This is a genomic window from Leucobacter tenebrionis (genome assembly GCF_019884725.1).
Lineage (GTDB): Bacteria > Actinomycetota > Actinomycetes > Actinomycetales > Microbacteriaceae > Leucobacter > Leucobacter tenebrionis.
In genome coordinates this window covers 1,215,489-1,232,947 of record NZ_CP082322.1, presented here as the reverse complement: position 1 = coordinate 1,232,947, position 17,459 = coordinate 1,215,489, and the positions used below count along the sequence as shown (strand labels likewise).

Below are 17,459 nucleotides of genomic sequence, written 5' to 3'. Positions count from 1 at the left end.
GGGAACCATGACGGGTGCCGGCGCAGTGACGAGGCGATCGAAGGGCAAGATGACGAAGCTATCCGCCGTGATCCGCGCACTCACCGGGATCGTTGTCCTCGGAGGCGCGGTCGTCGCGGGTACGGCTCCCGCGATGGCGTCCCCGGATCCCGCACAGATCGCACGCGCTCAGCAGGAACCGGCGGGTTGCGCCATCGAGTCGGCCGAGCTGACGTGGGGTGTGAAGGAGAGCTTCCGCTCGTACATCAGCGGGTCCATCGCGAACGGCGAGTGGACCGTGAGCGACGACATGCGCTACGAGACCCCCGACTTCATCTGGGACCGGGCCGAGGGAAGCGTCTCGGGGAGCCTCGAGGAGGGACGGATCGCGTTCACCGGCGCTGTGCACTTCACCGGGCACGACGGCGCGATGCAGCTCGACCTGAGCGATCCCGCGATCGAATTCTCCGGAGAGAACGAGGCGTACCTGGTGCTCGGCATCGGTGCCACCGACGCCGCGAACGAGGGCGGTGCGGCCGCGACCGCGGAGGTGCGCGCCGCGGAGATCGATCTCTCGGGCGCGCTGTCGGCCGAGGGCGACACCCTCGAGATCGCGGCAGCACCGGTGCGGTTGACCGAGAAGGGTGCCGAGGCCTTCAACGGCGGCTACGGGGGGTATGTTGCGGGTGACGAGCTGGATCCGATCTCCCTCTCGGCGACCGTCGCCGGGTGCGCGCTGGCCGAGATCGAGGCGGGCGGGGGATCGCCTGACGAATCGAGTGAGCCGACCGACCAGGGCACGCTCCCGGTCGAACCGCGGGAGGCGGATCCGGGGATCCCTTGGGCCCCGATCATCGTGGCGGGTGTCGCGCTGCTCGCGATCGGCGTCGCGTCGGGCCTGCTCATCGCCGGCCGCCGCGGCCGGTCGCAGCCGGAGTCCGATCCCGAGCGGGGCTCCGATCCGCCCTCCGCGCCCGAGCGGGGATCAGCGCCGCCCTCCGCGCCCGACGCCTGATCGAGACTGCCTATTTCTGGCGAGGGAGCCTGCAATTCGCGCGAATCATGGGCTGTCTCGATACTTCTAGGCAGGTTCGATGCCGGAGGCGAAGACCGCTCCGGCCCGCCTTCCTCAGAGGCTCCGCCGCGGCAGCACGATGCCTTTGCCGGTGACGGGGTGGGGGATCACCTCGACCGGAGTCCGGTACACCTCGCTCACGGTCTCGGCCGTGAGCACCCGATCCGGAGCATCGCATGCGATGAGGCGGCCGTCGCGCAGCAGCGCGATCCGGTCCGCGTAGGCGCCGGCAAGGTTGAGGTCGTGCAGCACCACGAGCACGGCGTCGCCGGCGCGGGCGCGCTCGCGCGCGATCCCGAGCACCGCTTCCTGGTGCCCGAGATCGAGCGCGGCCGTCGGCTCGTCGAGCATCAGAACGCCAGTGCGACCGGCCATGACCCGGGCGAAGCCGGTGCGGGCGCGTTCGCCACCCGACAGCGACGGCACCCGGCGATTGCCGAGGTGCGCGACATCAGCCGCGGCGACGGCCTCGGAGATCGCGGCGTTGTCCTCGTCCTCGAGCGGGGTGCGCCGCCACGGTGCCCGCCCCATCTCGACCACCTGGTGCACGGTGAACGGGAACAGCAGCTGGTTGTCCTGCAGCAGCACGCCGCGTCGCCGCGACAGCTCGGCGAGCGACCAGTCGGTGATCGCGCGATCGCCGAAGCGCACCGATCCGCGGTCCGGTGCGACATCGCCCGAGAGCAGGCTCAGCAGTGTCGACTTGCCGGCCCCGTTCGGCCCGAGCAGGGCGAGCACCTCGCCGGCTCGCAGCTCGAGCGACACCGAATCGAGCAGCACACGGCCCCCGCGCTCGAGGTGCACGGATTCCGCGGCGCAGACGATGTCGCCCGCGACGGCGCGCTCGGGAAGCTCGAAGAAACGGGCCATCAGCCCCAGCCTCCGCTCCGCTTGCGCGTGCGCCTCAGCAGCCAGAAGAAGAAGGGCCCGCCGACGAGCGCCGTGAGCATGCCGATCGGCATGTCGGCGTTCGGCACGATGGTGCGTGCGCCGAGATCGGCGAGGGTGAGCAGCAGGCCGCCGCCGAGCGCGGAGGCGGTGACGAGCGGCAGGTGCGCCGGGCCGAGGATCATGCGCATGAGGTGCGGGATCACGAGCCCCACGAACGAGATGATGCCCGCGAACGCGACCGCGGCGCCGGTCAGCAGCGCCACCACGAAGATCATGCCGATGCGCAGCAGCTCGACGTTGACGCCGAGGTGGCGGGCGTTGCGCTCGCCGAGTGACAGCAGGTCGAGCCGGTGAGCCGCGAAGTAGGCGGAGAGCAGGCCCACCGCGATCACGGGGGCGATGACCGCGACCTGGGACCAGCGGCTGCCGGCGAGGCTGCCGAGCTGCCAGAAGACGATCTGCTCCCGCGACTGCGTGTCGCCGAGGAAGGTGAGCAGGGCGATGCCCGCGCCCGCGATCGCGTTCACCGCGATGCCGGTGAGCACCAGGGTGACCACCTCGGTGCGGCCATCGGCCCGGCTCATCGCGTACACCACGAGGGTGGCGGCGAGCCCGGCCGCGAAGGCGAACACCGCTGTCGTCCACTCGCCGAACACCGTGACGCCGAAGACGATGGCGAGACCCGCGCCCACCGCGGCTCCGGAGGAGATGCCGATCACGCCCGGCTCCGCGAGGGGGTTGCCGAAGATGGCCTGCATGAGCAGGCCGGCGACCGAGAGGCCCGCTCCGATGAGCACGGCGATGGCGACGCGGGGGAAGCGCACGGACCACAGCGTCTGGTCTCCCATGGGGTGACCGGGCAGGGGCAGCCAGTCGATGCCGACGCGGTGCAGCAATGAGCCCAGCACCTCCTGCGGCGGGATCCCGAGCTGCCCGGTGCTGCCCGAGAGCACGATCGCGGCGACGAGCGCCACCGCGAGCGTCGCGAACAGAACGGCTTTGGTCGTCGCGCGACGGTCACGTGCCACGGACGAGGAGGGGGTCATACGAGCTCGGAAAACCTTTGCGTGGATCACACGGGGGAGCGCGGCTCGGCCGGTGCGAGAATGAGGTGGATCTTCGAAGTCCACTAATCATCATACCTAGCTTGGGTTAGGCTAAACCCCGGTATTCGTCGGGGGAAGAGCGGAAGAAGAGAGGTCGGGCTGCATGAGGATCGGATCGAGGCGGGGGATCGTCGCGCTCGCCCTCGTGACGCTGATCGGCCTCGGTGCGAGCGGCTGTCAGACCGGGCCCGGGCGAGGAGGCGCGGCCGGGGTCGAAGCCGTCGAGCTGCCGCCGCTCAGCGAGGTCACCCCGCTCGACGATCCGACCTCCTACGAGGGTCCCACCACCGCCGTCGTCGGCGGCCCGAGCATCCCCGTTCTCGCCGACGCTCCCGAACCCCGACTGCCCGTCACCGTCGTCTCGCACGACCGCTCGGGAGACACCGAGGTGACGGTCGAAGACAGCTCGCGCATCGTGCCGCTCTCGCTCAGCGGGTCCGTGGGCGAGCTGGTCTACGCATTCGGCATGGCGGACGACATCGTGGGCCGGGACGTCTCGACGGTTTTCCCCGGCTCCGACGACGTTCCGGTCGTCACGAAAGACGGTCACTCGATCGACGCCGAGGGGGTGCTCGCGCTCAACCCGAGCCTCATCATCACCGACGGCAGCATCGGTCCCACCGATGTGGTGCTGCAGCTGCGCGATGCCGGCATCCCCGTCGTCACCGTCGACCGCGCCGTCGACGCGGAGACGAGCTTCATCACCGCGCAGCAGGTCGCCGATGCGCTGGGAGTCGGGGAAGCGGCGCCCCCGCTCATCGACACCCTGCGCCGGGCGATCTCCGAGAAGGAGGCCGAGGTGCAGCAGATGCTGCCCCCTGACCCGGCCGATCTGCCCCGGGTCGCCTTCCTCTACGTGCGGGGCACCGCCGGTATCTTCTATCTCTTCGGCGAGGGCAGCGGCATCGATTCCCTCATCCGCTCGCTCGGGGCCGTCGACGTCGCCGCCGAGATCGGCTGGGAGGGCGAACGGCCGATGACGGAGGAAGCGTTGATCGCGATGGATCCCGACATCATCATCGTGATGTCGAAGGGGCTCGAGAGCGCGGGCGGCGTGGACGGCCTGATCCGTGCGCAGCCGAGCATCGGCCTCACCTCCGCGGGGGAGCACCGGCGCATCATCGATATCGACGACTCGGTGCTGCTCGCGGGCGGCACCCGCATCCCCGATGTCATCGACGGTCTCGCGCGCGCGATCTACGCACCGGATTCGCTGCAGGATCCCGCCGAAGCCGGATCCTGAGGATTCGCTTCGACCGCCCGGGGCGACGACTGCGAAACCGTCGCGTCGTCGGAGAACTGTCAGGATGCGGCAAGGTACGCTAAGGGGGAATCGCGGGGGAGTATCCCGGCGGCCGAAGGATCAGACGGGAGCAGGGGTGGCGCAGAAGACCGAGGGCACGACCGAGCCTCGTGGCGCGCGCCAGGATTACCCCGAGGATCGCTTCGATCGAGTGCCTCGCAGCGGCCGGGTCGGAGCGCATCGTTTCACCGCCCAGCCCCGCTACGTCTCGCAGTACCTGATCGCCGCTCTGCTCGGTTTCGCGCTGCTCACGGCTGCGGGCATCGGCTTCGTGATCGCGATCGACAAGGCGGGCCAACTGCCGGGCGATCGTCCGAAGGGAACCTCGAGCACGGCCCAGACTCCGGATGCCGTGCTCGATCCCGAGGCGACCGTGGCCGTGCTCAATGGCACTGAGACCACCAATCTGGCGGCCGCACTCGATCAGATCATCACCCAGGAGCAGTGGGGCACGATCCTGTTCAGCGGCAGCGCCTCCGCGAGCGACGTGCAGATCTCCGCGGTCTTCTACAGCGACGAGGCCGATGCATCGGCAGCGGCGGGTCTCGCGGCCAAGCTCGGCGGACTCTCGACCTACCAGGCCGACGAGTACCAGGAGTACGGATCGCAGCTCGTCGTGCTGCTGGGGGCCGACTACGCGGGGCCGGGGATCGAGGAGGCGAAGAATCTCGACGGCGCCGGGTCCGAGGAGCCCGCTGAGGGCGAGCCTCAGATCGATCCCGAGACCGGATACGAGATCGACCCCGAAACCGGTCTGCTCATCGACCCCGCGACGGGCTGGCTGATCGACCCCGTCACCGGCTGGCCGGTGGACCCGGCTACCGGCATGGCCGTCGATCCCGCCACCCTTCCCGCTGAGTGACGGTCGCCGCGCCTTCGCGATGACGAATGATCGGGCTGCGTGTTCGCTGATCGCGAGCACCGCTGCTTGCACTCGACATGCTTGAGTGCCAAGATTGGTGTTAGCAGTCGATTCGGCTGAGTGCTAAAACATCCGTGCGTCGGTGCCTGCGCCGGCACGGAGCTGACCATCGGTAGAGACGTCCGGGAGGGGCGAAGTACATGGCAAAGATCATTGCGTTTGATGAGGAAGCGCGTCGTGGACTCGAGCGGGGTCTGAACACCCTCGCCGATACGGTTAAGGTGACGCTCGGCCCGCGCGGCCGCAACGTCGTGCTCGAGAAGAAGTGGGGCGCCCCCACCATCACCAACGACGGCGTCTCCATCGCCAAGGAGATCGAACTCGACGATCCGTACGAGAAGATCGGCGCCGAGCTCGTCAAGGAGGTCGCGAAGAAGACCGACGACGTCGCGGGCGACGGCACCACCACCGCCACCGTGCTCGCTCAGGCGCTCGTGCGCGAGGGCCTCCGCAACGTGACCGCGGGCGCCGACCCGATCGCGATCAAGAAGGGCATCGAGAAGGCCGTCGCCGCCGTCTCCGCTCGCCTGCTCGAGAACGCGAAGGAGATCGAGACCACCGAGCAGATCGCCGCCACCGCGTCGATCTCCGCCGCCGACGAGCAGATCGGCGCACTCATCGCCGAGGCCATCGACAAGGTCGGCAAGGAGGGCGTCGTCACCGTCGAGGAGTCGAACACCTTCGGCACCGAGCTCGAGCTGACCGAGGGCATGCGCTTCGACAAGGGCTACCTCTCGGCCTACTTCGTCACCGACGCCGATCGCCAGGAGGCGGTCTTCGAGGATCCCTACATCCTCATCGTCAACAGCAAGGTTTCGAACATCAAGGACCTGCTCCCCGTCGTCGATCCCGTGATCCAGTCGGGCAAGCAGCTCCTCATCATCGCTGAGGACGTCGAGGGCGAAGCGCTCGCCACCCTCGTGCTCAACAAGATCCGCGGCATCTTCAAGTCGGCCGCCGTCAAGGCTCCCGGCTTCGGCGATCGCCGCAAGGCCATGCTGCAGGACATCGCGATCCTCACCGGCGGCACCGTCATCTCCGAGGAGGTCGGTCTCAAGCTCGAGAACGCGACCCTCGACATGCTCGGCACCGCGCGCAAGGTCATCATCACCAAGGACGAGACCACCATCGTCCAGGGCGGCGGCGAGGAAGAGCAGATCGCCGGCCGCGTGCAGCAGATCCGTCGCGAGATCGAGTCGACCGATAGCGACTACGACCGCGAGAAGCTGCAGGAACGCCTCGCGAAGCTCGCCGGCGGCGTCGCCGTCATCAAGGCGGGCGCGGCCACCGAGGTCGAGCTCAAGGAGCGCAAGCACCGCATCGAGGACGCGGTGCGCAACGCGAAGGCTGCCGTCGACGAGGGCGTGCTGCCCGGCGGTGGTGTCGCGCTGATCCAGGCCGGCAAGGACGTCTTCGACGGGCTCGGCCTCTCGGGCGACGAGGCGGTCGGCGCCAAGATCGTCAAGGCCGCCATCGAGGCGCCGCTGCGCCAGATCGCGCTCAACGCGGGCCTCGAGCCCGGCGTGGTCGCCGATCGTGTGGCGAGCCTGCCCCTCGGCCACGGCCTGAACGCCGCGACCGGTGAGTACGGCGACCTGGCGGAGCAGGGCATTCTCGATCCCGCCAAGGTGACCCGTTCGGCGCTGCAGAACGCCGCGTCGATCGCCGGCCTCTTCCTCACCACCGAGGCCGTCGTCGCCGACAAGCCCGAGCCGGCTGCCCCCGCGGCGGCTGATCCGGGCGCAGGCATGGACTTCTAAGTCCGAGTCCCTTTCGAACAGGGGTCGCACCTTCGGGTGCGGCCCCTGTTCTGCGTTTCCCCTTCGTTCTGCTGTCCCACATCCCCTTTGCGCCCGCCGCCCCCATCCTGTGCGCCCCGCCGTCCCGCCATCCGGCCACCCCGCCACCCCGCCATCCGGCGTCCCGTCGCTCTGCCTGCTATCGAGATGACGCGTGCTGCCCCTGTCCGGTCGAGATCGGGGCAACAGGCGTCATTTCGAGGAGGTTCACGGGTTTCCCGTCCCGAACGTGGGAAGGGTACTTCGTCCACAGGTATGGGGCAACACAGTATCCCGCCTATTTCGGGCAGGGTGCTGTGGAGAACCGCGTTTCGGCGGGCGGAAGCCTGCAGGATGTGGGCATGCCCGGAACCCTCGATCAACCGCATCCGTACGAACTGCCCGGCCGCGCCTTTCTCGTGGGTTCGGCGGTACAGAGCGACCTGAGCAGCAAACAGCTTCGTCATCCCCGGTTCGAAGCCCCCTATCGGGGCGTTCGGCGCCTTCGGCGTGACTCCGCGCATCCGAAGACCCTCCGCGAACGCGTCGCGCAGTCGGCGTCCGATTACTTGCCGTTACTGCGGCTGTCGCGCGGCGAAGCGTTCAGCCACACGACGGCGCTCCACCTGCACGGTGCGCCCATCCGCACTCCGCCGGATCTGCACGTGTCGATTCCCCGCCCGCACGGACCTGCGCGCGGTGTGCTCGTCCACGGACATCATCACGGCACGGAGGTGGAACCGTGGCAGGTCCGAGTCGAGGGGATCGAGGGGCTCGAGGGGGTCGCCTTCGCCTGTGTGCCGCCGGTGACCGCGCTCATCCAGTCGGCTCCGCTGCTGAGTTTCCGGGAGCAGGTCGTGGCTGCTGACCACCTGGTGAAACTCCGTGGTCGCGGTGCATGCCAGTGGTCGTTGGTCGGTCTCGAACAGCTTCTGGAGGCAGCGGAGGCTTCGAACGCGAGAGGTATCCGGAGACTGAGGGCGGCTTTATGCGTCGCTCGGGTAGGGGCGGAGTCTCGTATGGAGAGCCTGCAGCACTTCGAACTCGCGAGAATGGGGATCGATGACCTGGAGCTGCAGGCCGAGGTCTATGACGCCAAGGGGTGCTGGATCGGCAGGTTCGATGCCGTCGATCGCCTGAGGAGGCTCATCCTCGAATACGACGGCGAGCAGCATCGGCTCGACCGGAAGCAGTATCTGCGCGACCAGCGTCGGCTCGACCGGGCAAGAGATGCCGGCTACGAGGTGAAACGCACCCACCTCGAGGACTTCCAGCCCCGAGCGCTCGAACAGACGCACGAAGAAATGTGCGCCTTCTTGCAGCGACGGCCCCGCCGGGTCGCACCGGGTCTCGCCAGGTACTTCGCCGAGCCCTACTAACGAACCGCGTTACCGCGCGCCGAGCTCGAGATGACTCACACGGCCCCTATCGGGCTGAGATCGGGCCGAACGCGTCATCTCGATCGACTGCGGTGTGCGGAGTGCGGAGGCTGTGCTCGGCGAGCGGGCGAGGGGCGGACGGCGGGGAACGGCGCGGGCGAGGGGTCGGGGTCCGCTCACTCCCAGCGGAAGAAGAGCGCCGCGATGCTCGCCCCCACCACGGCGGAGACGCCCAGACTGATGAGGTGCGCGGGGTCGACCGCGGCACCCGCCCAGGCCGCCGACAGGGCCTCGACCCCGGCGCCGAACGGTAGCGCCTCGCCTACGACGGCGAGCCATCCGGGCAGCGAGTCGCGCGACCCGAACATGCCGCCGAGCGCTCCGAGTCCCAGGAATCCGATGATCCCGAGCGCCACCGCCGCGTTCGGCGTGGGCGAGACCGAGGCGACGACCATGCCGACTCCGTACATGGCGAGCATCGTGAGCAGCAGCGCGCCGAGCGCCGCCCACGGGTGCACCGGCGGCCGCGCGCCGAAGAAGGCCGCCGCGACGCCGTAAGCGAGTGCGATCCCGAGGATCGCCTGCGCGAAGCTCACCGCGACCTGCGCTCCGAGCACCGCGAGCGGTGAGAGCGGCGTCGTGGCGAGACGGCGCAGCACGCCGGTGCGCCGGTAGGTGGCGAGGAAGCTCGGCATGTTGGTGACCCCGATGAGCGTCGCGACCATGACGAAGACGAGGGGCAGCACGTACAGATCGAGCGCGCTGCGGCCGTTCGCGACGATCTCGGTCCCCGCGCCCGAGGCCGAGGTGAGCAGGATGAGGATCGGCAGGCCGAACGGAACCACGAGCCCCGCCGTGTCACGCGCGGTCATCTTCGCCTCGCAGACGCAGAGCCGCAGCCAGGCGGAGACACCCGGCCGGCGCGGGGTGTGCACGGGAGTGTCGGCGCGGTCGAGAGTCATGCTGCTTCCTCCTCTTCGAGATGCTTGCCGGTGAGTGCGACGAAGGCCTCGTCGAGGTCGGCGGCCCGGGCCCTCTCGATGAGCGCCGCGGGTGTGCCTGTCGCGAGCACGCGCCCGGCATCGAGCAGAGCGACGCGGTCGCACAGCCGTTCGACCTCCTCCATGGCGTGGCTGACGAGCAGGATCGTGCATCCCTCGTCCCGCAGTCGCTCGACGGTCGTCCACATCTGACGCCGCGCTTTCGGATCGAGGCCCGTGGTGAGCTCGTCGAGGATCACGACGCGCGGGCGCCCGGCGAGCGCGATCGCGATCGAGAGCCGCTGCTGCTGACCGCCCGAGAGCTTGTCGAACCGCACGCGCCGCTGCTCCTCGAGCCCGACGAGTCCGATCAGCTGAGCGGCCGGCCGGGGGTCCGGGTAGAAACCGCGGTACAGGTTGATCAGTTCGTCGACGGTGAGCGCGCCGTGCAGGGTCGCACTCTGCAACTGCACGCCGAGCAGGTGCCGCAGCGCGGCGCGGTCGCGCTGCGGGTCGAGGCCGAGCACCCGCACGGTGCCGCGGTCGTGCCGCCGGGGCCTGCGCAGGCCCGCGATCACCTCGACCGTCGTGGTCTTGCCGGCCCCGTTCGCACCGAGGAGCCCGAATATCTCGCCGTGCTCGACGCGCAGGCTGATGTCCTCGACGGCGACCTTCCGCCTGTACTGCTTGCGCAGCCCCTCGACGACGACCGCCGGGTCGGAAGCGATCGCGCCGGTGCCGGCTGCCGCACCGGTACCGGCTGCCGCACCGGTGCCGGCCGTAGAGCTGTCCGCCGCGGACGCGCTGTCCGTTCGCGCCCCGGTCTCCGTTCTCGCTGCGTCGTGATGCGTATCCATGCCCATCACGCTAGGTGCGGGGCGGAGGGAACACCCGTGCCGCCGGTCACCTCTTCGAACGTGACTTCCGGCACCTGCGCGACGCAGTGCGGACCCGTACGCTGGAGGCATGCGGCGCTTCAACCCCGAACTGTGGTCGGGCGTCGCGATGTTCGCGGTGATGCTGGTCGCAGCGGGCCCCGCGCTCTTCGGAGGGGCGCCGACGCGGATCCCGCATCCCGTCTGGGTGGGGCTGTTCATCGTGATGCTCCTCGCACTCACGGTCGGGCTCTGGGGAGCCGAGGATCTGCAGCGCCCCAGCTTCCGGGTGCACGGCTCGTTCGGGATCGCGGTTCTGGCGTCGTGGGTGCTCGTGCTGGGTGCGGGCGGCCGCGGACTCGTCGCGATCCTGCTCGTGGTGACGGTCTCCGTCTGCCCGTATATCGCGCCGTTGCGGGCGGGATGGGTGCTGATCGCGCTCAACCAGCTGGTGCTGTTCCTGGCCTTCGTGCCGTGGAGGCCGCCGCCGGAGATGTCCGGGCAGGGGGCGGCCACGCGGGAGGCGATCACCGAGCTCTCGATGTTCGGCGTCTTCTATCTGCTGATCCAGGCGGCCTCGCTGCTGAGCTCGGCCGCGCTGCTACGCGAGCAGCGGGCGCGCCGTGATCTGGCGGAGGCGCACGTCGAGCTGCAGGCCGCGTCGGCGCTGCTGGCGGAGTCGACGCGCACCGGCGAGCGGCTGCGCATCTCGCGCGAACTGCACGATCTGATCGGGCACCAGCTGACCGTGCTGACGCTCGAACTGGAGGCCGCCAAGCATCGTGCCCCCGCCGAGGCGGCGGCGATCCCGCACATCGAGCGCGCCGATACCGTTGCGCGCGATCTGCTGTCGAGCGTGCGCGCGACGGTGGGGGAGCTGCGGAGCGGCAGCGGCGACCTGCGCGAGACGCTGCAGCGCGTGGTGGAGGATCTCACCGAGCCCCGCGTCGTCCTCGAGGTGGAGGAGGCGCTCGAGCTCGACGAGGAGCGCACCGTGCTGCTCGTGCGGGCGGTGCAGGAGATCGTCACCAATACGATCAGGCACGCGCACGCGCGCGAGTTGTGGATCGAGGTGCGCGCGACGGGCTCGGGGGTGCTGCTGCGCTCGTGCGACGACGGCTGGGGTGCGCGCGAGGTCGCGCTCGGCAACGGGCTGCGGGGACTGCGCGAGCGCTTCGAGGCCTTCGGAGGGAGCGCGGCCTTCGACGGCGGCCGCCGCACTCGCGGGGACGGCGGATCCGACGGCCCGGGCGGATTCGGTGTGACGGCCCGGCTGCCGGTGGAGACGATTGAGGGATCGCGGGGCGCGGCCTCCACGGCGGCGGAGGGCCCGGGCGCGGGAATCTGTGCGGGACCGGGCGCGGGGCCCGCCGCAGCCGCGGCGCCCGCGGATCGGGGGCCGACGTGACCCGAGTGGTGGTGGTCGACGATCAGGCCCTCGTGCGTCAGGGGATCCGCACGCTGCTCGAGATCGCCGGTGTCGAGGTCGCGGGCGAAGCGGGGGACGGAGGAGAAGCGCTGGCGGTGATCGGCGAGGTGCAGCCCGACGTGGTGCTGCTCGACCTGCGGATGCCGCATCGGGACGGGATCTGGGTGCTGCGGAGGCTGCGCGAGGCGGCGGCGGAGGATCCGGATCGAGATGTTCCCGTGCTCGTGCTCACCACCTTCGACGACGACCAGCTCGTGCTCGACGCTCTGCGTGCGGGGGCGAGAGGCTACCTGCTCAAGGACGTCACGCTCGAGCAGCTGACCCGCGCGGTCGAGACACTCGCGAGCGGCGGCACCCTCATCGCGCCGTCGGTCACCGATCGCCTGCTGCGCACCCTGCGTTCGGGGCCGGCGCCGGCCGACGCGCAGGCGCCCCCGGTCGACCCGCTCACGGAGCGCGAGCTCGAGGTGCTGCGCCTCATGGCCGAGGGGTACAGCAACCGCGAGATCTCGGACGCGCTGTTCCTCGCCGAGGGGACCGTGAAGAACCACGTCTCCGCGATCCTCACCAAGCTCGACGCGCGGGATCGCACGCGGGCCGTGCTGCGCGCGCTGCGCGAGGGTGTGCTCGGCTGAGCCGCGCTATCGATCGGGTGCGCGACGAGTCCTCGCCCGGGAGCGGTCGCCAGGCCCGCAACAAGCAGGGCCTCCGCGTCGAGACTACGCCTGCAGCCGCGGCACCGGCACGGTGTCGTCGGAGGGCGGCGGCGCCGGGAGGTCGACGCGGAACGTCGCTCCACCGCCGGGCGTCTCGAACACGCCGACGGTGCCGCCGTGCGCATCGACGATCGATTTCACGATGGCCAGGCCGAGGCCCGAGCCGCCCGTCTCACGGTTGCGCGAGGTGTCGGCGCGCCAGAATCTTCCAAAGATCTTCTCGCGGATCTGCTCGGGGATGCCCTCGCCGTGGTCGACGATCTCGAAGCGCGACATCGGGGGCCTGCCCTCCGGGATCTCGGCCGGGGGCACGGCGGACACGACGACCTCGATGGGGCTGCCCTCCGGTGTGTGCCGCATGGCATTGCCGATCAGGTTGGTCATGAGCTGGCGCACCTTGTGCTCGTCGCCGAGCACCTCGGGGGCCGTGGGGTCCTCGATCACCTGCACCTCGCGATCCTGCGCCTGGGCGCGCGCGTCGAGCGCGGCGTCCCGGGCGAGGCGGTTCAGCGGCAGGGGCGCGAGCTCCATGGGTCGACGCTCGTCGAGGCGCGCGAGGGCGAGGAGATCCTCGACCAGCGAGGTCATGCGGATCGCCTCCTTCTCGATCCGCTCCATCGCCTGCCGCACCTGCTCGTCCTCCTGCAGGGCCCCCATGCGGTACAGCTCGGCGTAGCCGCGGACCGAGACGAGGGGCGTGCGCAGCTCGTGGCTGGCATCGCCGATGAAACGGCGCATGCGCTCGATGGTGCGCGCCTGATCCTCGAGGGAGCCGTCGAGCCGATCGAGCATGATGTTGAGCGATTCGCCGAGGTGCCCGACCTCGGTGTGCGGGCTCGACACCATGATGCGTTTCGAGTAGTCGCCGCGCGAGATCTCGAGGGCGGTCTGCTCGACCTCGGCGAGAGGGAGGAAGGTCGCGGTGACGAGCAGCCGGGTGAGGGCGGCGCCGAGCAGGATCACCGCCACGCCGAACGCGGTGAAGATGACCACGTACTGCGTGAGCACCTGATCGACGAAGCTGGACATGGCGATGAGCAGGGTGCCCTTGACGGCGCCGTTCTGCACGATCGGTATCGTGATCGCCTGCCACTCGGTGCCGTCGGGGCTCGACATCGGCGTGAATCCGTCGCTGTTGATGCTGCCGGCCGGCGGCACCTCCGGCGTGGACGACGACCTGTCGCCCCGGGCGTTGTCGTACTGCAGGGTGCCGTCGGGGCCGAGTAGCGCGACGTAGTACCTGCGGTTCGCATACAGGATGTCGTCGCGCCCGAGGTTGTTGACGTCGGCCTGCGGCGCCAGCGCCTCGGCGGGATCGCTGCGCAGCTGAATCAGCGTGTTCGACTGATTCAGCTCGAGCATCGGTCGCAGCACCGACAGGGTGCCGACGCCGGCCACGATGAGTCCCAGGAAGAGGATGAACACCGTGACGCCGGTGATCTTCGCGCGCAGCGAGACATCGGCCCAGCGATCGGCGAAGCGCGTCACGCTACTTCGTCTCGGTCTTCAGCATGTACCCGAAGCCGCGCTTGGTCTGGATCAACGACTCCTCGGTGAGGGGGTCGAGCTTGCGGCGCAGGTACGAGATGTACGACTCGACGATGCCGGCGTCTCCGTTGAAGTCGTACTCCCAGACGTGGTCGAGGATCTGCGCCTTCGACAGCACGCGGTTGGCGTTCTGCATGAGGTAGCGCAGCAGCTTGAACTCGGTGGGGGAGAGCTCGACCGGGGTGCCCGCGACCGAGACCTCGTGGGTGTCCTGATCCATCGTGATGGGGCCGACGGCGAGCACCGAGTCCTCGTCCTCCTGGATGGTGCGGCGCAGGACGGCCTTGATGCGGGCGATGATCTCGTCGAGGCTGAACGGCTTCGTGACGTAGTCGTCCCCGCCGACGGTGAGGCCCTCGACCTTGTCCTCGGTATCGTCCTTCGCGGTGAGGAAGATGATGGGGGCCGTGTAACCGGCGGATCGCAGCCGCTTGGTCACGCTGAAGCCGTTCATATCGGGCAGCATGACGTCGAGCACGATGAGGTCGGGCTCTTCTTCGAGAACGGCGGAGATGGTCTGCGCGCCGTTGCCGACCGCGCGCACTCCGAAGCCGGCGAATCGCAGGCTCGTGCTGAGCAGCTCGCGGATGCTGGGCTCGTCATCGACGATGAGGATCCGGGGTCCCTTGTTCTGCGTAGTCATGCTTCCAGTCTCTGGAAGATTGCTATGAAGTAGCTGGAAATGCGTCGGCGGGGATCGCTAACCCGCGCGCTGCCCGGAACGGCCCTGCACGTTCGCGATCCACGCCGCTCGGTCGTCGGCTCCCACCAGGCTCGTGCCGCTCACGATCCAGTTCGCTCCGCGATCCACGAGCCGCGCGGCGCGCTCCTCCGTCACGCTGCCGTCGACACCCACGCGACCGAACCCGAGGCGCGAAGCCTCGGCGACGAGGTCGTAGCTCGCGGGATCGAACGCGGAGCCGGCGTGGCCCGGGCGGATGGTCATGACCAGCGCTCCCGAGGCGAGCGGATCCTCCGCGTCAGCGGCCGCGCGAAGCTCGTCGAAGCTCGAGACGGCGGCGACGGGGAGGGCGCCGTGCCCTCGAATGAGGCCGAAGCACTCGCGCCAGTGCGGTTCGCTCACGTGCACGGCCACTGCATCGCAGAACTCCGCCCACTCGGCGATCGCGGGCCGGGGATCGCGGTGCATGAGGTGCGCCTCCGCTGCCGCTCCCGCCCCGAGCCGGCGTGCCTCCGCGGGGGTGAAGCCTCCCGCGGGGCCGATGGTGCCATCGGCGTGGTCCCAGTGGAAGCGGGCCAGGCCGTCGTCGACGAGGCGGCGGGAGACACTCTCCAGCTCGGGCGGGGCGACCGACCAGAGCGACGCGGCGACGCGGATCACAGGGCCGCCCTCATGCGTTCGACCCGGTCTGCTCGGCCACGGCGATCGCGGCCTCGGCCAGCTCGGCGTCGACGACGAGTTCGGAGATCAGCCTGGACCGGGCCAGTGCGACGACGGCGGTGGCCTTCTCCGTTCCGGCAGCTACGGCGATGACCCGGGGGATGGCGCGCAGCCGCTCGGTGGTCACGGCGATGCAGCGCTTGGCGAAGTCGGACGCGACCTCGCCGCCGTCGCGGTCGAGCAGGGTGACGCCGATCTCGGCGACCGCACCCTGCGCCAGGAGCTCCTGCCTGGCCTCGGGCGAGAGCGAGTTGTAGAGCTGCGAAGACGGCGGGTTCCAGGACCCCACCGCCATCACGGCGGTGGTGACATCACGGTGGTGGTCGAGTACGCGCGCGATGTCCGACTGGCGCCTGAAGACCTCCGCGGTCTCCTCGTCGTCGGCGACGAGCGGGGCGAAGAGAGGGAGCATGTCGCCTCCGGAGTGGTTGCCGATCCGGCGCACGACCTCGACGGGGGAGAGATGGCGCGTCATCTCGGTGGCGCCCGTCATCTGCACCACCGAGACCTGGGGGAGCGACTCGATGGCCTCGGCGGTGGATCCGAGCGCCCGGCCCCAGCCCATGCCGAGTGTCTCGCCGTCGCGCAGGGTGGTGCTCAGCAGCCTCGCGGCCTCGCGGCCCACGGTGCCGCGCACCTCGTCGAGGGTGCCGAACGCGGAGACGGCGGTGACCCGCTCGAGGCCGAGCACTTCGCCCGCCCGCTCGGAGAGGGCCTCGTCGAGCATTCCGCCGTCGTCGATGCTGATGGTCACGATCCCCTCGTTGAGCGCAAGGTCGAGCAGGCGCGCGACCTTGAAGCGGGAGACGCCGAGGCTCTCGGAGATCTGCACCTTGCTGCGGTCGTCGAGGTAGAAGAGCCGCGCGACCCGGGCGGCGAGGGCGCGGTCGGCGGCCGAAACGGCTTCGGTGGGGGATCGCTTCGGCATGGGATCCTCTCTGATCGGCAGCTTGCGTGCGCGGGGGTGTTCGCTCTATTATCCATGTATCACAGATGAGCGCGCAACGTGCTCAAATGAGCGCTTGTGCAAGGAGGCATTCGAATGAAGCGGAGAATTCCGAACGAGGTCGGCATCGCAGTCGTCGTCCTGCTGGTCGCCGCGGTGCTGGCGATCATCTCGCCGACGTTCCGCACGATGTCCAACCTCGAGGTGCTGCTGCTGAACGGCGCTGTCGTCGCCTTCCTCGCGCTGGGCCAGACCTTCGTGCTGCTCACCGGCGGGATCGACCTCTCGACGGGCTCCAACATCGCGCTCACCGGCATCACGGCGGCGCTGCTGATGAAATCGGGGCTGCCGTGGTGGGCTGCCGCTCTGTCGGCGATCCTGCTGGGCCTCGCAGTGGGCGTCTTCAACGGAGCAGCGGTCTACTACCTCAAACTCCCTCCCTTCATCGTGACGTTCTCGACGAACGGCATCGCGCTGAGTATCCCGCTGATCCTCACCGGCGCGAGCTCGGTGAACGTTGCCGACCCGATGTTCGCGATCGTCGGCCGCGGCTCGATCTTCGGCATTCCGATGCCGATCCTCCTGGTCGCCCTCGCCGCGATCATCTTCAGCGTGCTGCTGCGGTACACCTCGACCGGCGTGCACCTCTACGCCGTCGGCGGCAACGCCGAGACGAGCCGGCTGGCCGGCGTGCGCAGCGGCGGCATCATCATGTTCGCCTACGCGATCAGCGGCCTGTGCGCTGCGATGGGCGGCATCATCGTGACGAGCCGTCTCATGGTGGGCTACCCCAGCGCGGGCTCGGGCAACGAGCTCTTCTACTCCATCGCCGCGGCGGTCGTGGGCGGCGTCAGCCTGTTCGGCGGCGTCGGCACGGTGGTCGGCGCACTGCTCGGAGCCGTGCTCATCGCGACCGTCTCCAACGGAATGAACGTGATCGGCGTCGAGAGCTACTGGCAGCCCCTCGTGATCGGCGTCATCATCCTCATCGGCGTCATCATCGACACCCATCGCCGCAGCATCTCGATCGGCACGCTGTTCAGCCGGATGCTGCGAGGCAACACCGGGCAGCAGCCCGTGACGACCACGACCACCTCCTCCTGACCCATACCCGAAGTACTCATCCAGAT

General features: G+C 69.6%; 16 protein-coding genes. 8 read left to right on the top strand and 8 right to left on the bottom strand.

Features of this window, described 5'->3' with window-relative positions; all coding sequences use genetic code 11:
- Positions 1 to 49: 49 nt before the first annotated feature.
- Positions 50 to 994, top strand: a complete 945-nt coding sequence (locus tag KVY00_RS05920) for an HtaA domain-containing protein (RefSeq protein WP_223044773.1) — start codon at positions 50 to 52, stop codon at positions 992 to 994.
- A 114-nt stretch (positions 995 to 1,108) separates the two neighbouring features.
- Here the strand turns inward: KVY00_RS05920 and KVY00_RS05915 are convergent, their stop codons facing one another.
- Together KVY00_RS05915 and KVY00_RS05910 are read right to left on the bottom strand one after the other, a co-directional pair.
- Positions 1,109 to 1,924 carry a heme ABC transporter ATP-binding protein gene (locus KVY00_RS05915; RefSeq protein ID WP_255572789.1) on the bottom strand — a complete coding sequence of 272 codons (816 nt, stop codon included), beginning with the start codon at positions 1,922 to 1,924 and terminating at the stop codon, positions 1,109 to 1,111.
- Positions 1,924 to 2,991, bottom strand: coding sequence for a FecCD family ABC transporter permease (locus tag KVY00_RS05910; protein WP_223044772.1), 1,068 nt, complete (start codon positions 2,989 to 2,991; stop codon positions 1,924 to 1,926). The genes KVY00_RS05915 and KVY00_RS05910 overlap by 1 nt, the downstream gene beginning before the upstream one ends.
- Before the next feature lie 163 nt (positions 2,992 to 3,154).
- Here KVY00_RS05910 and KVY00_RS05905 point away from each other — a divergent pair, with 163 nt between their 5' ends.
- From KVY00_RS05905 to KVY00_RS05890, 4 genes are all read left to right on the top strand, one after another.
- Complete coding sequence (locus KVY00_RS05905) at positions 3,155 to 4,294, top strand: heme/hemin ABC transporter substrate-binding protein (protein WP_223044771.1); 1,140 nt, start codon at positions 3,155 to 3,157, stop codon at positions 4,292 to 4,294.
- Positions 4,295 to 4,430: 136 nt separating this feature from the next.
- Entirely contained in the window at positions 4,431 to 5,216 is a 786-nt protein-coding gene (locus KVY00_RS05900; RefSeq protein WP_255572788.1) for a LytR C-terminal domain-containing protein, read from the top strand.
- A 200-nt stretch (positions 5,217 to 5,416) separates the two neighbouring features.
- Complete coding sequence (gene groL, locus KVY00_RS05895; RefSeq protein WP_223044769.1) at positions 5,417 to 7,036, top strand: chaperonin GroEL; 1,620 nt, start codon at positions 5,417 to 5,419, stop codon at positions 7,034 to 7,036.
- 1,037 nt (positions 7,037 to 8,073) lie between these two features.
- Entirely contained in the window at positions 8,074 to 8,433 is a 360-nt protein-coding gene (locus tag KVY00_RS05890; RefSeq protein ID WP_223044768.1) for a hypothetical protein, read from the top strand.
- Positions 8,434 to 8,609: 176 nt separating this feature from the next.
- Here KVY00_RS05890 and KVY00_RS05885 read toward each other — a convergent pair whose 3' ends face one another.
- Entirely contained in the window at positions 8,610 to 9,395 is a 786-nt protein-coding gene (locus KVY00_RS05885) for an ABC transporter permease (RefSeq protein WP_223044767.1), read from the bottom strand.
- On the bottom strand, positions 9,392 to 10,270 hold the full coding sequence (locus KVY00_RS05880; RefSeq protein ID WP_223044766.1) for an ABC transporter ATP-binding protein: 879 nt from the start codon (positions 10,268 to 10,270) through the stop codon (positions 9,392 to 9,394). Before KVY00_RS05880 ends, KVY00_RS05885 begins: the two co-directional genes overlap by 4 nt.
- A gap of 109 nt (positions 10,271 to 10,379) precedes the next feature.
- On the opposite strand from KVY00_RS05880, the gene KVY00_RS05875 reads away from it, so the two are divergent.
- Together KVY00_RS05875 and KVY00_RS05870 are read left to right on the top strand one after the other, a co-directional pair.
- Positions 10,380 to 11,696, top strand: coding sequence for a sensor histidine kinase (locus tag KVY00_RS05875; protein ID WP_255572787.1), 1,317 nt, complete (start codon positions 10,380 to 10,382; stop codon positions 11,694 to 11,696).
- On the top strand, positions 11,693 to 12,352 hold the full coding sequence (locus KVY00_RS05870; RefSeq protein WP_223044765.1) for a response regulator: 660 nt from the start codon (positions 11,693 to 11,695) through the stop codon (positions 12,350 to 12,352). The genes KVY00_RS05875 and KVY00_RS05870 overlap by 4 nt, the downstream gene beginning before the upstream one ends.
- 84 nt (positions 12,353 to 12,436) lie before the next feature.
- Here the strand turns inward: KVY00_RS05870 and KVY00_RS05865 are convergent, their stop codons facing one another.
- The 4 genes from KVY00_RS05865 to KVY00_RS05850 are packed head-to-tail and all read right to left on the bottom strand — an operon-like array spanning position 12,437 to position 16,311.
- Positions 12,437 to 13,921 (bottom strand): sensor histidine kinase, encoded by a 1,485-nt coding sequence (locus KVY00_RS05865; protein WP_223044764.1) that lies wholly within the window; start codon positions 13,919 to 13,921, stop codon positions 12,437 to 12,439.
- A 1-nt stretch (position 13,922) separates the two neighbouring features.
- Positions 13,923 to 14,624 (bottom strand): response regulator transcription factor, encoded by a 702-nt coding sequence (locus KVY00_RS05860; RefSeq protein ID WP_223044763.1) that lies wholly within the window; start codon positions 14,622 to 14,624, stop codon positions 13,923 to 13,925.
- 57 nt (positions 14,625 to 14,681) lie between these two features.
- Positions 14,682 to 15,323 (bottom strand): beta/alpha barrel domain-containing protein, encoded by a 642-nt coding sequence (locus KVY00_RS05855; RefSeq protein ID WP_223044762.1) that lies wholly within the window; start codon positions 15,321 to 15,323, stop codon positions 14,682 to 14,684.
- Between the two features lie 10 nt (positions 15,324 to 15,333).
- Positions 15,334 to 16,311, bottom strand: a complete 978-nt coding sequence (locus KVY00_RS05850) for a sugar-binding transcriptional regulator (RefSeq protein WP_223044761.1) — start codon at positions 16,309 to 16,311, stop codon at positions 15,334 to 15,336.
- A gap of 114 nt (positions 16,312 to 16,425) precedes the next feature.
- Here KVY00_RS05850 and KVY00_RS05845 point away from each other — a divergent pair, with 114 nt between their 5' ends.
- Entirely contained in the window at positions 16,426 to 17,433 is a 1,008-nt protein-coding gene (locus KVY00_RS05845; RefSeq protein ID WP_223044760.1) for an ABC transporter permease, read from the top strand.
- Positions 17,434 to 17,459 lie beyond the last annotated feature (26 nt).

Coding starts and splice junctions, on each gene's coding strand:
- KVY00_RS05920 (WP_223044773.1), top strand. CDS start 50: ATGACGAAGCTATCCGCCGTGATCCGCGCACTCACCGGGATCGTTGTC.
- KVY00_RS05915 (WP_255572789.1), bottom strand. CDS start 1,924: ATGGCCCGTTTCTTCGAGCTTCCCGAGCGCGCCGTCGCGGGCGACATC.
- KVY00_RS05910 (WP_223044772.1), bottom strand. CDS start 2,991: ATGACCCCCTCCTCGTCCGTGGCACGTGACCGTCGCGCGACGACCAAA.
- KVY00_RS05905 (WP_223044771.1), top strand. CDS start 3,155: ATGAGGATCGGATCGAGGCGGGGGATCGTCGCGCTCGCCCTCGTGACG.
- groL (WP_223044769.1), top strand. CDS start 5,417: ATGGCAAAGATCATTGCGTTTGATGAGGAAGCGCGTCGTGGACTCGAG.
- KVY00_RS05890 (WP_223044768.1), top strand. CDS start 8,074: ATGGAGAGCCTGCAGCACTTCGAACTCGCGAGAATGGGGATCGATGAC.
- KVY00_RS05885 (WP_223044767.1), bottom strand. CDS start 9,395: ATGACTCTCGACCGCGCCGACACTCCCGTGCACACCCCGCGCCGGCCG.
- KVY00_RS05880 (WP_223044766.1), bottom strand. CDS start 10,270: ATGGATACGCATCACGACGCAGCGAGAACGGAGACCGGGGCGCGAACG.
- KVY00_RS05875 (WP_255572787.1), top strand. CDS start 10,380: ATGCGGCGCTTCAACCCCGAACTGTGGTCGGGCGTCGCGATGTTCGCG.
- KVY00_RS05860 (WP_223044763.1), bottom strand. CDS start 14,624: ATGACTACGCAGAACAAGGGACCCCGGATCCTCATCGTCGATGACGAG.
- KVY00_RS05850 (WP_223044761.1), bottom strand. CDS start 16,311: ATGCCGAAGCGATCCCCCACCGAAGCCGTTTCGGCCGCCGACCGCGCC.
- KVY00_RS05845 (WP_223044760.1), top strand. CDS start 16,426: ATGAAGCGGAGAATTCCGAACGAGGTCGGCATCGCAGTCGTCGTCCTG.